At 39.2% G+C, this 12302-nt stretch carries 12 protein-coding genes; 8 read left to right on the forward strand and 4 right to left on the reverse strand.

Annotated elements, in window-relative coordinates:
- Nucleotides 1-70 precede the first annotated feature (70 nt).
- The 3 genes from BVH04_RS00540 to BVH04_RS00550 all read right to left on the reverse strand — a co-directional run bounded on the left by BVH04_RS00540 (nucleotide 71) and on the right by BVH04_RS00550 (nucleotide 1606).
- Nucleotides 71-679, reverse strand: coding sequence for an energy transducer TonB (locus tag BVH04_RS00540; RefSeq protein ID WP_086539385.1), 609 nt, complete (start codon nucleotides 677-679; stop codon nucleotides 71-73).
- Nucleotides 680-788: 109 nt separating this feature from the next.
- Nucleotides 789-1157, reverse strand: a complete 369-nt coding sequence (locus tag BVH04_RS00545; protein WP_086539386.1) for a VOC family protein — start codon at nucleotides 1155-1157, stop codon at nucleotides 789-791.
- Nucleotides 1154-1606: a DUF1569 domain-containing protein gene (locus BVH04_RS00550; RefSeq protein WP_086539501.1), complete on the reverse strand. Its 453-nt coding sequence runs from the start codon at nucleotides 1604-1606 to the stop codon at nucleotides 1154-1156. Before BVH04_RS00550 ends, BVH04_RS00545 begins: the two co-directional genes overlap by 4 nt.
- Before the next feature lie 200 nt (nucleotides 1607-1806).
- Here BVH04_RS00550 and BVH04_RS00555 point away from each other — a divergent pair, with 200 nt between their 5' ends.
- The 4 genes from BVH04_RS00555 (at nucleotide 1807) to BVH04_RS00570 (ending at nucleotide 3773) form a co-directional block, all read left to right on the forward strand.
- The gene (locus BVH04_RS00555; protein ID WP_086539387.1) at nucleotides 1807-2382 is read left to right on the forward strand and encodes a hypothetical protein; all 576 of its coding nucleotides are present in this window, start codon (nucleotides 1807-1809) and stop codon (nucleotides 2380-2382) included.
- A complete protein-coding gene (locus BVH04_RS00560) occupies nucleotides 2369-2656 on the forward strand; it encodes a winged helix-turn-helix domain-containing protein (RefSeq protein ID WP_205635770.1) in 288 nt (95 codons plus the stop codon). The genes BVH04_RS00555 and BVH04_RS00560 overlap by 14 nt, the downstream gene beginning before the upstream one ends.
- A 47-nt stretch (nucleotides 2657-2703) precedes the next feature.
- The gene (locus BVH04_RS00565; RefSeq protein ID WP_086539389.1) at nucleotides 2704-3264 is read left to right on the forward strand and encodes a hypothetical protein; all 561 of its coding nucleotides are present in this window, start codon (nucleotides 2704-2706) and stop codon (nucleotides 3262-3264) included.
- A gap of 257 nt (nucleotides 3265-3521) precedes the next feature.
- Nucleotides 3522-3773 (forward strand): CBU_0592 family membrane protein, encoded by a 252-nt coding sequence (locus tag BVH04_RS00570; protein WP_086539390.1) that lies wholly within the window; start codon nucleotides 3522-3524, stop codon nucleotides 3771-3773.
- On the opposite strand, the gene BVH04_RS00575 is transcribed toward BVH04_RS00570, so the two are convergent.
- Nucleotides 3734-4336: a TetR family transcriptional regulator gene (locus BVH04_RS00575; protein WP_086539391.1), complete on the reverse strand. Its 603-nt coding sequence runs from the start codon at nucleotides 4334-4336 to the stop codon at nucleotides 3734-3736. The two genes, BVH04_RS00570 and BVH04_RS00575, sit on opposite strands and share 40 nt — an antisense overlap.
- Before the next feature lie 221 nt (nucleotides 4337-4557).
- Here BVH04_RS00575 and BVH04_RS00580 point away from each other — a divergent pair, with 221 nt between their 5' ends.
- The 4 genes from BVH04_RS00580 to BVH04_RS00595 all read left to right on the forward strand — a co-directional run bounded on the left by BVH04_RS00580 (nucleotide 4558) and on the right by BVH04_RS00595 (nucleotide 12219).
- On the forward strand, nucleotides 4558-5454 hold the full coding sequence (locus BVH04_RS00580) for a metallophosphoesterase family protein (RefSeq protein ID WP_086539502.1): 897 nt from the start codon (nucleotides 4558-4560) through the stop codon (nucleotides 5452-5454).
- Nucleotides 5455-5861: 407 nt separating this feature from the next.
- Nucleotides 5862-9095: a SusC/RagA family TonB-linked outer membrane protein gene (locus BVH04_RS00585; RefSeq protein WP_086539392.1), complete on the forward strand. Its 3234-nt coding sequence runs from the start codon at nucleotides 5862-5864 to the stop codon at nucleotides 9093-9095.
- Nucleotides 9096-9114: 19 nt separating this feature from the next.
- Nucleotides 9115-10905: a RagB/SusD family nutrient uptake outer membrane protein gene (locus BVH04_RS00590; protein WP_086539503.1), complete on the forward strand. Its 1791-nt coding sequence runs from the start codon at nucleotides 9115-9117 to the stop codon at nucleotides 10903-10905.
- A 90-nt stretch (nucleotides 10906-10995) separates the two neighbouring features.
- A complete protein-coding gene (locus BVH04_RS00595) occupies nucleotides 10996-12219 on the forward strand; it encodes an alkaline phosphatase family protein (RefSeq protein WP_086539393.1) in 1224 nt (407 codons plus the stop codon).
- The last annotated feature ends 83 nt before the right edge of the window (nucleotides 12220-12302 follow it).

Below are 12302 nucleotides of genomic sequence, written 5' to 3' on the forward strand. Positions count from 1 at the left end.
ACCATAATTCAATAGATATAAAAAAAGAGAACCGAAGTTCTCTCTATGTTAATCTTGTAGTCTTATTCACTCAAAGTGATTTAGGTCCCATCGCAGCATAACCCACTATAACTATTTCAGTCAACATTTTATCTTTTAGAAATTTGGCTTTAACCAAATCCATTTCAGCAAGTAATTGCTTTCCTTTTGCTTCCAGAATCTCTGCTCTATAACTGTATAGTTGTGGAGAAAATGGGCTTTCTTCCAATGCTTTATCTACAGTTTCTAACGGAGTAATTGGGTTCGAATTCACACCTGTAGATGTAAAAGGATTTGGAGGGAATTGTTTGCCCTTGGATAATTTGAAATCAAAGCTCATGAGATATTCCTGATTGTATGTTTTGTCTTCTAAAAATGAAGGATTCCAATTTTCCTTCAGTATGCTCAAAGTTCTATCTATTTCATCTTCAAAGCCCGAATCTCCGGAAAGAAACTCATAATCAGCCATGTATCCTTTTTGATCAATTTTTATCGAAATAACTACCATACCTTGAGTGTCTGATTGTCGCAATTCAGCAGGGTATTTTAAGTTTTTGGAAAGTAACATATTCATCTCCTGCCTAGCGCCAGAGGTCTGAGCAAAAGCACCGCTGATGCTGAAAACAAAAATAAGTACGAGTAACGACGATAACTTTTTCATAGAGCTTTTGGGTTAAAGGGTTAAAGAATTTAATCTACTGATTATGAACGAACTAAGCAAGGCGGAAGTTTCAAAAATTTAGTTTTCGCTTAGTTTCTTACAATTAAAATCACTTAAAAACTCCAAAATGCCAGAGATTTCCAGCGGGATCATGAAGGAAGAATTCATTTCCCCAGTCATTATGCCGAATGGAACTCAATTTCGTTCCAGGAAATTTATCGGGCAAGCCCAAGACTTTGATAGCTTCCCAATAGGATTCTAGATTCTCTTCGATTTCCAAAAAGATCATTGAATTTTCGCACCAAGATTTCAAATAATAATCTTGTAAATAGAAGGCAATGTTTTCAGAAACTCTGACTACAGACATTTTTTCTGCTACTGGATGTACTTCAAAGCCTAAGACTTCATAGAAGCGGATGCTTTCCGCATAATCTTTAGCACCTATAAAAGTTCTGATGGATTTAGCTGGATGTATCATACACCGAATTGAGTAAGATGGTGATCAATATGCTTATAAAATAGATTATTCCATTCCTGAGTAGTCATCGTTCCAAATGAAAGTGACTCTTTTCCATCAAAATAAGAAGGTCCGTATTCTTGGGTCTTTTTCAGGTATGCAATTAATTGTTTTTTTTCCTGTTCAAAATCTCGATTATCCGCTATGATAAAGGCTGGTGCAGTCCTTGAGTTTTTTGGGTAAAGCTTTTCATTTACTACACCATTTTTGACGAAGGTTTTTAAAAGAAACCGCATCAAACCGTTAGGTTTTGCATGTTTGTCTGTGTAAGCCATTTCATAGGCGACTGCACAATGTGCCAGCATCTGATCCACTGACATTTTCCCCCAATTGGGAGTTGTTTTCTCAGTAAGGGAATTAACCCGATCGATTAATTCTTGAGTGACTTTTTGGTCAAAAATATTTTTCATGGAATAGCATAAAAAGGATGAATAGGGAAGATAAGGAAATGAACGCAAAAATGAATTTTGGAAGGTTACTAATTTATTATGAGCCCCAAATGCATTCATATGATTGATTAAGACTTTTAATTCAAGTTCATTAAATAATTTGGTTTATATTATAAACCTATTTACATTTATCCCGATATGAAAATTAAAAACGTACAATTATGGAAAAAGCACTAACAAGTAATGAGTCTCTAGCGATCATCACTGATATGATAGCTAAAGCAAAAAAAGAAGCTGCAGGCGATGGGAGTTTCTATTTGCTACTTTGGGGATGGGTGATTTCGGTTTGTAATTTTGGGTTTTACGCACTTGAGAAAGCCAATTATGAGCACCCTTATTACATCTGGATCTTAGTATTGCCTGCTTCCTTCTTCAGTTTTTACTGGAGCTATAAAAAGAGAAGTAAAGCAAAGTTCAAAACTCATCTCGATCAGGTACTTAGTCAAATTTGGTTAGGGGTATTTATCGGAATCCTAATAATCCTTGGATTCATGCCTGTCCTGGGATTTAATCATAATCCGGTGATTTTGATATTGGCAGCTGTTGGGATGTATGCCACAGGGAGTTTGATTAGAGTTTCTATAGTAAAGTTTGGTGCTTTGGTTTTGGCAATTGCTGCAATCATAGCCTTTCTTCTCCCAGTGTCCGATCAATATTTAGTTGCAGGCATTGCCATGGTTTTGGGATATCTTGTGCCAGGTTATTATTTGAAAAACACCTACCGTGAGCGAATTTAAGCCCTTAGATCCCCTTTTACATTCACAGTTGCGCTTGGCAGTCATGTCTTTACTGATCAGTGTGGAGTCAGCTGAATTCACTTTTCTGAAAGAGAAAACCGAATCTACAGCAGGAAATTTGAGCGTGCAGTTGGATAAGCTAGATAAGGCGGGGTACATCAAGATTACCAAATCCTTCAGGGGAAAACGCCCGCTAACTACCTGTGAAATAACCCAAACGGGCCTCCAGGCATTTGAGAGCTATGTGGAAAATCTTAAGAATTACATCAAATAAAAAAATTTGAAACATTAGTTTATAGTATAAACCTATTTATAGAAATTATGAAAAAATTAATCTTCCTCATTATTACGCTAGCTTCAACGCTAAGCATGACGAATGGTCAAAGTAGTGAAACTGATAGCACCGCTCAAGCAGAGGTAAAAAAATTAGCCTTTATGGTCGGTGAATGGAAAGGAACTGGATGGATGATGGGTCAGGATCAAGTGAAGCGGTCATTTGATCAAACTGAAAAAGTCAAGTTTAAATTAGACTCCACTGCCATTTTAATAGAAGGAGAGGGCAAATCAGGTGGAAAAGTAATCCACGATGCGTTGGCAATCCTTACCTCTCAAGGAGAAAGTGATCAATATGATTTTCAGTCTTTTCTACCATCAGGTCAAAAAGGCACTTTCAAATCCGAATTAATAGAGGGAGTTTATTACTGGTATCCAACAGATTTTATTCGCTACATCATTCGCATCAATGAGCAAGGGCAATGGTTTGAAATCGGAGAAATTAATAAAGGTGGAAATTGGTATCAGTTCTTTGAAATGACGCTGGATAGGAAAAAGGGGGGAAATCGCCTTTTATGGAAAAAAGATAGTTACATCCTCATCGATTGAAAATTCCTTATATGTGTATCCGTATATCTACAAGTAATCTCTTGGAATCGATGTACGAAATTTAAATTTAGGGATCTACGTTTCTCAAGGGCGACTATGGGAGATTTTCATTTCCTGAAACCGGACTCTATTCTGGTACGTGCATTCAGGCGGATACACATATAATACAAATACTTGTTGTGACCATCTACAACTTCTAACTAGTTTGTTTTCAGTTATTCTGAGTCGAGGAAGATTATAAAAAATATCTTTGCTGTATGATATTCCAAATAATTGGCTGGTTAGGCGCATTTCTCTTCATTTTCTCATATTTCCTCCTCGCCAGAGGCATTTGGAAACAGGAGCAGCCAAGGTATCACGTATTCAACTTACTGGGAGCTATTTGCCTAGTCATCAATGCGCTCCATTTTTCAGATCCAGCAAATGTAGCAGTCAATGGCGTTTGGGCTGGAATCGCGATTATGGCACTTTACAAGTGCTGGACTTCGTATTTTCGAAGTAAGTCATAAACCTGACTTTTATAGGCTTCTATCTTCCGATCATAGATTTCCTCATCGTCTATCATTGACAGGTAATAATAAGCTCCCTCTACTACCACAAAAATTTGCTCGGCAAGTAACTCAGTATCTTTTCCTTCTAGTTTTTCATCACGGTCTAGAATATCCTTTAATGATTCGCGGAGTTTATCATGGAGCAATCGATATTCTCTTTTGATCCGATCATTTCTGAAAATCAGACTATAGCAGCTGTAAAATACACCATCATCAAAAAGTAGATTCCAATCTCTTGAAAAAAGGCTGTCCACAAATGTTTGTGGATCCGCATAGTTTTTGGTTTCCAGCTCTTTAATTACAGGCTCATAGATCCGTAAGTACTGATCTAAAATGTGTAAAATCAAATTAGAGATCAAAATTTCTCGGGTTGGAAAGTAATGCATCACCAGACTTGGAGGCATCCCAAGATGCTTGCCGATCTTAGCTATCGATGTGTTTTCCAGTCCGTTCTGTACTGAGAGTTCATAAAATCCCTCGATAATTTTCTTTTTTCTTTCATTTGAGATTCTGTTAGTCATATTATCAAAGTATTAAAAGAACATTAAATGAATTGATGAGGATGTAAAATTCGTTGGAAACATCAAAACCAATATATAATATTGAATGAACGTTCAATTTATGATTTTAAAACTATTTGCAAAAATTATCCTTATAAAGTTGGGTAGAGAATTTAGGGAATGAATAAACTCCAAGCTCCTTCAAGATTTCTATGATAAAAGAAAGCACTAAAAACATAAAAATGAAAAGAAGAAAATTTTTGTCCAATAGTGCAGGTTTGGTTGTGGGGGCTAGCACGCCTTTAGTTGCATATTCAGCCGCTGATAACAGCCATTCCAAATCCCCTGTTCTCACAATAGCACACATCACAGATGTGCATATTCGACCTGAAAAAGGGATCCCAGCAAGAGCTATTAACTGGCTCAAAATCACACAAAGACATAAGCCTGATTTCTATCTAAATGGTGGGGATAGTATTCATGATGCTTCCTATGATGAAGTAACACGCCAGCGAACATTGGAACAGTGGGAAGTCTGGGATCAATTTCGATCGGAGCTTCAGAATGCCAACGTTTACAGCTGTATCGGAAACCACGACCCCTGGTGGGACGCGCCTTCCAAAGAAGACGAAATGTACGGCAAACCCTATGTGGTAAAGCGGTTGCAGATACCTTACTCTTACTACAGTTTTGATCAAAAAGGCTGGCATTTTATAATTTTAGATGGAAATCATGAAGGAATTAGCCTTGGTGAAGATCAGATGAAATGGTTAGAAAATGACCTAGCAAGTTTAGCTTCAAATACTCCGACACTAATCATGTCACATTTCCCGATTACGTCTATAACCAACGACTTGGTGGGTGGACAGCATAGTGATCATAGAGAGTTGAAAAGTCTTTTCTATAAACATAAAGAGAAAGTACGTGTCTGTCTCAGCGGCCACCAACACCTTTTGGACCGGACTTGGTATAACGGCGTTCATTATTTCTGCAACGGCGCTTTGAGTGGTTTTTGGTGGGGAGATGGAGATGAGCATTCCGCAGGCAAACAATATTATTTAGAAACTCCTCCAGGCTTTGCAATCCTTAAGCTCTATGCCGACGGCGCTGTAGAAAATGAATATTTCCCAATGACCTAATAGTAGTATTCCCTTTATCTCTTTTTTAAGCCACTGTTTCTGATGCTTTTTTATTTATCCACCAATAGCTCTCCTGCGAAGTGAATAAATCATCAAATAAGCTTAATGAAAACTTGTTCTATAATTCTTACTATGAAAATATATTTTTTCAATATTTAAAGAATTTCAAGGCTCACATGGAGTTCAATTTTCATAAACACCAACCTTGTTATTCTATCTTTTCGAAATTGTGAAGCTTTGCATTTCATTGTTATTCAATCATTAAATTAAGACTATTTGAAATATAATTCCTTTGATTATACGATATCAATATTTAATATTGAATGAACGTTCAATAAAATTTTATTCATTCAAATTCAGTTTAAGGAAAATTTTGGTGAAATAGACCTTAGTTAAATCAATCGTATATGGAAGATTATGTACAACATCCTTCCTTTTGGAAGAGGAAAATCAAAGGGATCAGCACAATGATCTTGATGATGTTTTTGATCAATTTCTATTCATTAGCCCAAGGGCAGGTGACTGGAAAAGTGACCGACAGGTCTGGTCTAGGCATGCCTGGAGTTTCTGTTTTGATCAAGGGAACTCAAACAGGATCAATTACTGACCTTGATGGATCCTATTCCATCGTAATTCAATCAGAAGATGCCGTTTTGGTATTCTCCTTTATCGGTTTCGAGTCAATCGAAAAGCCAATTACCGGATTGAGCGTCATTGATGTGGAGATGAAAGAATCAGACACCCTTCTAGAACAGGTAGTAGTAGTCGGTTATGGAACTCAGAAGAAAGTAAACGTAACGGGTGCTGTGGACCAATTGGCTGGTGAAGATATCGCCAACCGACCTATTGCCAATGTGGTTCAAGGTCTTCAGGGTATGAGTCCGGGACTAAACATTACCTACCAAGGTGGTAAACCAGGCACTGTTCCTACTATCAATATTCGTGGTTTTACTTCAATTAATGGTGGTGGGCCATTGATCGTGATCGATGGAATCCCAGGAAATGAAAGTGATTTATTGAGACTGAGTCCATCAGATATTGATTCATACTCGGTGCTAAGAGATGCAGCATCTGCGGCCATCTATGGAGCTAGGGCCGCTTTTGGAGTGATTTTGATTACTACAAAAAATGGTACTGAAGGAAAACAGAAGATTTCATACAATAGCTATTTTGCATGGGGCAAGCCTTCCGTACTTCCAGAAGCGGTAACTGATCCATACATCTACTCCAGAGTTTTGGAGACGTCTACCAACAATACGCCTTGGGATTATGTGAACTATTCAGATGAGCATTATCAATGGGCGAAAGAACGTTCAAATGACCCATCAATCGAGGACACCAGACTTGACCCTACCAATCCTAATCTATGGGATTACATGGGAAGTAATAACTGGAACGACTACTTTTTCAATTCATCCAGTTTTTCTACAAACCAAAGCCTTTCTATAAGTGGTAACAGCGGTGGAAAAATGCCAATTGGATATTATGTGTCGGGAGATTATACCAAAGAAAATGGCCTTAATAAACTGGCACCGGATTATTGGGATCGCTATTCGTTGAGAGCAAAAATAGATTTGAAGCCATTGGAATGGCTTTCGGTAGATAACAACTTGAACATCTACCAGACTGAGCGGGCTGATCCTACCAATGATATTACTGATATCTATTTCTTACAACCAACGGATGTGGCCAAAAACCCTGATGGAAGCTGGGCAAATACCAGTGCAGGTAGAGCGGCAGCACAATTAGTAGATGGTGGCAGAAATCAAGAAGATTTGATAGGCTTTCAGGATATCATTCAGGCAACAGCGTCCTTTCTGGATGGTGATTTGAATTTCACCGGTCGGGGCAGCTTCAAAAGAGAGCAATGGAAATATCACTGGGATCAGAGAAAATACAACATTGGTTTTGGCCCTGAAGACATTAGGACTGAAGGTGGCGCAGGTTCTGTGATAGAAAGAAATGGTACTTTGACCAATACCATTTTTGATCTTTTTGGAAAATATTCTAAGACTTTGGGCGAACATAGATTTGACCTCTTAGCTGGATACAACCAAGAGAACTACGAGTATTCTACCATTCAGGCAGAAAGAAGAGTATTGATTTCCTCTTCTCTTCCTTACATCGGATTGACTACAGGAGATGCGTTTGTCACTCCTTCTTATAGTACGTATGCTTTGCGCAGTGGATTTGGAAGAATAAATTACTCATTCAAAAATCGATATATTCTTGAAGTGAACGGGAGATACGATGGCTCTTCAAGATTCCCGAGTGATAACCGCTGGGGCTTCTTCCCATCTATATCTGGTTCTTGGCTGGTAATGGACGAGGGATTTTTCTCCGGCTTGACGAATGTCGTCTCTACCTTTAAGCTGAGAGCTTCATATGGTAGCCTTGGCAATCAAAACGTATCTAATTTTGGATACATCCAGTCTTTGCCTACCGGGCTTTCTAACTACTTAATCGGTGGAAACAGACAGACGGTGATCACTTCATCGCCATCATTGGCTGTAGATCCCACTAATTATACTTGGGAAAAGGTAATTACCAACAACATTGGACTTGATTTTGGTATGTTAGGTGATCGAGTATCTGGTACGTTTGATTATTTCATCAGAGATACCAAAGGGATGCTTACGGACCCTGTGGAGCTACCAGCAGTACTGGGCACAAGTCCTCCAAAGCAAAATGCGGCTGATCTCAGAACCAAGGGTTTTGAACTTTCTTTGGGATACAGAGACCAATTTGGAAATGCTTCCAATCCTGTAAAGTTTACTATAAAAGCAATCCTATCTGATTCCAGATCATATATCACCAGCTTCCAAAACGAAAATCAACTCTTCTCAAATTACAGAGTCGGCCAAGAAATTGGAGAAATCTGGGGTTTGGTAAATAATGGGATTATGGAAAATGAAACTGAAATCGAACAGCTAGACCAATCAGCTATTGTCCCGTGGGGAGCTATTGCTGTAGTGCCAGGCTGGCCAAAATATAAGGATCTGAACGGAGATGGTAAAATAGAACAAGGGCAAACTGCAGTTGATCCAAAAGACTTGACTTTGATCGGAAACATATCTGCTAGATATCGCTATGGGTTCAATGTAAATATGGATTTCAGTGGCTTTGACCTTTCCATTTTCCTACAAGGAGTAGGCAAAAGAGATTATTACCCAAGACATTATCTCTATTGGGGGCCATATCAGCAGCCTTATGCAAATATCTATCCTTGGAACCTGGATTTCTACCGAGGACAACCAGACAGTGAAGCGTTGATGGCGCAGCATTCTCAGTCTTACATCGATGCTGGCTTAGCAGAGCAAAATTTAGATTCAGAATTCCCGGTGCTTCAAGCATGGCTTGCAGACAACAACTATGGCTCAGGCTTAGATATTTCTCAAACCAAATACCTTCAAAATGCAGCGTATTTGAGAGTAAAGAATATCACATTGGGTTATAGTTTCCCTACTGCAGTGCTTGAAAAATTGAATGTCAGCAGGATCAGATTTTATGTGTCAGGTGAGAATATTTTTGAATTTTCTCCAATCAAGGACTTTATAGATCCTGAGGCTATCAATGATGGCTATGGATGGGCTTACCCATTCCAGAGAAAATTCTCTTTCGGAGTTAATATCGATTTGTAATTAAGAAATGAATAAGATCATGAAAAAATATATCGTCCTACTAAGTGCAGTGTTGGCTATAACTTCCTGCAACGATGATTTTCTAGATAGGTATCCGCAGACTGCTGTGGCACCTGAAGAGTTTTTTAAGTCTGAAGAAGATCTTGAGCTCTATGTAAACGGACTGCTGACCATGCCTGGAACGGGCAGCTACCAAGCTGATCAAAGCAGCGATAATATGGCAACAACAGGGGCTATAGAAATCAAAAATATCATGACTGGGTCACCAAGCTCTCAAACACTAACTGGTGGCTGGAACTGGGGAACGTTGAGAAACATCAATTATTTCCTAGACAATTTTGAGAAAGCGGTCGCCTCAGAAGAAGCTATATCCCACTACGTTGGTTTGGCCAGATATTATAGAGCGGTGTTTTACTTCGGAATGGTGAAGAGATATTCAGATGTACCATGGTATGAAACAACCCTTGGCCCAAGTGATGAAGAGCTATATAAAGGTCGCGATTCCCGTGAAATGGTGGTGGCAAAAATGATTGAAGACTTGGAGTACGCCACAGCAAATGTAAGAGACGCTGTGCCAACTGGAACTCCTAATGTATGGGCAGTAAAAGCTTTTTATTCCAGAGTTGCTCTTTATGAAGGAACTTATCGCAAATATCATCCAGAACTCGGATTGGAGGCATCTTCTACTGAACTTCTGCAAAAAGCCAGAGATATCTCAAAGGAGATCATGAATTCAGGATTATACAGAATTTATTCGACTGGAAATCCAAGTGCAGATTATGCCGCCCTGTTTGGAAGTGATAATCTCATGGGGAATCCTGAAGTGATACTCGCAAATCCTTACGATGTGAACAAGGATCGAAATGGAGACATCAACTATACGGTCTTTGGTGACTATGAGCAATCTCCTTCCCGAGATTTGGTAATGAGCTATTTGATGAGTGATGGCTCTAGGTTTTCCGAAATTACTGCCTTTGAAACGCTGGAATTTGTTGAAGAATTTCAAAACAGAGATCCTCGTTTGATGCAGACGATCGCATACCCTGGATGGGTGCGCCAGCCAAATACCACGGCCTATATACAGGCTCTGAACAAAAACTTTACTGGCTATCATCAACTGAAAGGGTATCAGAATACCATTGATAATGTGGTCGCAGGAAGTAAGGATTTTCCCGCATATCGCTATGCGGAGGTTCTTTTGACATTTGCCGAATCCAAAGTAGAGTTGAATGAGGTGACTCAGGGAGATCTGGATATATCCATCAACCTCTTGAGAAAAAGAGCCGGAATTCCGGATCTTAGTTTGACTGATGCAAATTCAGATCCTGATCCATTTCTGAGAAATAAATATCCAAATCTTTCCGGATCAAACTTTGGTGTTTTACTAGAAATTCGAAGAGAGAGAAGGGTGGAGCTTGCAATGGAAGGCTATAGGTATGACGACTTGATGAGGTGGCATGCCGGAAAGTTAATGGCGCGTATTCCGCAGGGAATGTATTTCTCTGGTCTGGGTAAATATGATTTGACGGGTGATGGTGTAGAAGATGTGATCTTGGTAAGCAAGAACACCACCATTCCGGTAGGAGATGAAAAAGTAAAAAACAGCCTTGGAGTCACCTTGATCTATTACAAAGCAGGAACTATCGATGAGAATGTAGATGTGTTCTTAGAAAATGGGGAAAACGGTGGAATGATGGTAACAGAATCAAAAACTAGGACTTTTGAGGAACCAAAATACTATTATCGTCCAGTGCCTATTCAGCAAGTGACTCTTAATCCTAACTTGGAGCAGATTTTCGGCTGGAATTAACACTGAATTGTGAACTGGCAAAGTGGCTTGACTCCTTGGGTCAGGCCACTTCCATATAAGAAGAACTAAGGATCAAAAATTAAAAGAAGAATGAAAAGAATACTGATGGCTGCTGCCATGGCTTTGCTTGTATCTCACGGATATGCTCAAAATAATGCGAAAAAAGTGCTTTTCGTGATTCTAGATGGAATCCCCGCAGATGTATTGGACACGGTAGCTACGCCAAACATTGACAAAATAATTACTGAAGGTGGCTTTGCAGTAGCAAGTATGGGAGGCGAAGTGGGCGGCTATTCTGAAACTCCAACAATCTCAGCTGTAGGCTACAACTCACTTCTCACGGGAGTTTGGGCAAACAAGCACAATGTCTGGGACAATGATATTGAATCCCCAAACTATAATTATTGGACGATTTTCCGAATATTGAAAGAAGCAGATCCAACCAAGAAAACAGCAATTTTCTCCACTTGGCTGGACAATAGAACCAAACTGGTCGGGGCAAATTTACCAGAGACGGGAGACTTTACTTTTGACTACTATTTTGACGGAATGGAACTGGATAGCTTGAATTTTCCGCACGGAGAGGATAGGATTTATATTCATAACGTAGATGAAGCTGTGTCCAAAGAAGCAGCCCGTTATATCTCAAAAGTAGGCCCGGATCTATCTTGGATGTATCTGGAATATTCCGATGACATGGGACATAGCTATGGTAACAGCCCTGAAATGATAGATGGAGTGCAAAAAGCAGACGTGCAAATAGGAAGAGTTTGGGATGCAATTCAATACCGGGTAAAGAATTATAAAGAAGATTGGTTGATCATAATCACGACCGATCATGGGCGTGAAGATGATGGATTTGGACATGGCGGGCAATCAGACCGGGAGAGAAAGATTTGGATCGTAACAAATGCTGAAGAGACAAACACACACTTCGAGCAGGTACCTGAAATGGTAGATATACTTCCTTCTATGGCATATCACTTAGGGTTAAACATTCCAAAAAAGATTGCAATGGAATTGGACGGAACACCATTCATCGGACCTGTTCATGCTAGCAATCTTTCCGCTGAGTTGAAAAATGGAGAGATCTCTATGACTTGGAAAGTGCTTTCCCAAGATCAAACAGGAAGAGTTTGGGTGTCTACAACCAACGATTTCCAAACCGGAGGCTTGGACAACTACTGGCTAGTCGGTGAAGTAAATTTAGCAGATGAAAAAAAGACATTTTCACTTAAAGGCACACAATCCGAGGTATTCAAAGTAGTACTAGAAACTCCTTCAGGCTATCTAAATTATTGGATTTTGAAATAGTCATATTTTCTGTTTATGCTTATCTAAAAAGGGTTAAACCAGCTTCCCAAGCTGGTTTAACCCTTTTTTCAAAGTTAGAGCAA

The sequence above is a fragment of the Algoriphagus antarcticus genome, assembly GCF_002150685.1.
Lineage (GTDB): Bacteria > Bacteroidota > Bacteroidia > Cytophagales > Cyclobacteriaceae > Algoriphagus > Algoriphagus antarcticus.

Excerpts from the sequence above, each read along its gene's own strand:
- BVH04_RS00540 (WP_086539385.1), bottom strand. The coding sequence starts at position 679 with ATGAAAAAGTTATCGTCGTTACTCGTACTTATTTTTGTTTTCAGCATC.
- BVH04_RS00545 (WP_086539386.1), bottom strand. The coding sequence starts at position 1,157 with ATGATACATCCAGCTAAATCCATCAGAACTTTTATAGGTGCTAAAGAT.
- BVH04_RS00550 (WP_086539501.1), bottom strand. The coding sequence starts at position 1,606 with ATGAAAAATATTTTTGACCAAAAAGTCACTCAAGAATTAATCGATCGG.
- BVH04_RS00555 (WP_086539387.1), top strand. The coding sequence starts at position 1,807 with ATGGAAAAAGCACTAACAAGTAATGAGTCTCTAGCGATCATCACTGAT.
- BVH04_RS00565 (WP_086539389.1), top strand. The coding sequence starts at position 2,704 with ATGAAAAAATTAATCTTCCTCATTATTACGCTAGCTTCAACGCTAAGC.
- BVH04_RS00570 (WP_086539390.1), top strand. The coding sequence starts at position 3,522 with ATGATATTCCAAATAATTGGCTGGTTAGGCGCATTTCTCTTCATTTTC.
- BVH04_RS00575 (WP_086539391.1), bottom strand. The coding sequence starts at position 4,336 with ATGACTAACAGAATCTCAAATGAAAGAAAAAAGAAAATTATCGAGGGA.
- BVH04_RS00580 (WP_086539502.1), top strand. The coding sequence starts at position 4,558 with ATGAAAAGAAGAAAATTTTTGTCCAATAGTGCAGGTTTGGTTGTGGGG.
- BVH04_RS00585 (WP_086539392.1), top strand. The coding sequence starts at position 5,862 with ATGGAAGATTATGTACAACATCCTTCCTTTTGGAAGAGGAAAATCAAA.
- BVH04_RS00590 (WP_086539503.1), top strand. The coding sequence starts at position 9,115 with ATGAAAAAATATATCGTCCTACTAAGTGCAGTGTTGGCTATAACTTCC.
- BVH04_RS00595 (WP_086539393.1), top strand. The coding sequence starts at position 10,996 with ATGAAAAGAATACTGATGGCTGCTGCCATGGCTTTGCTTGTATCTCAC.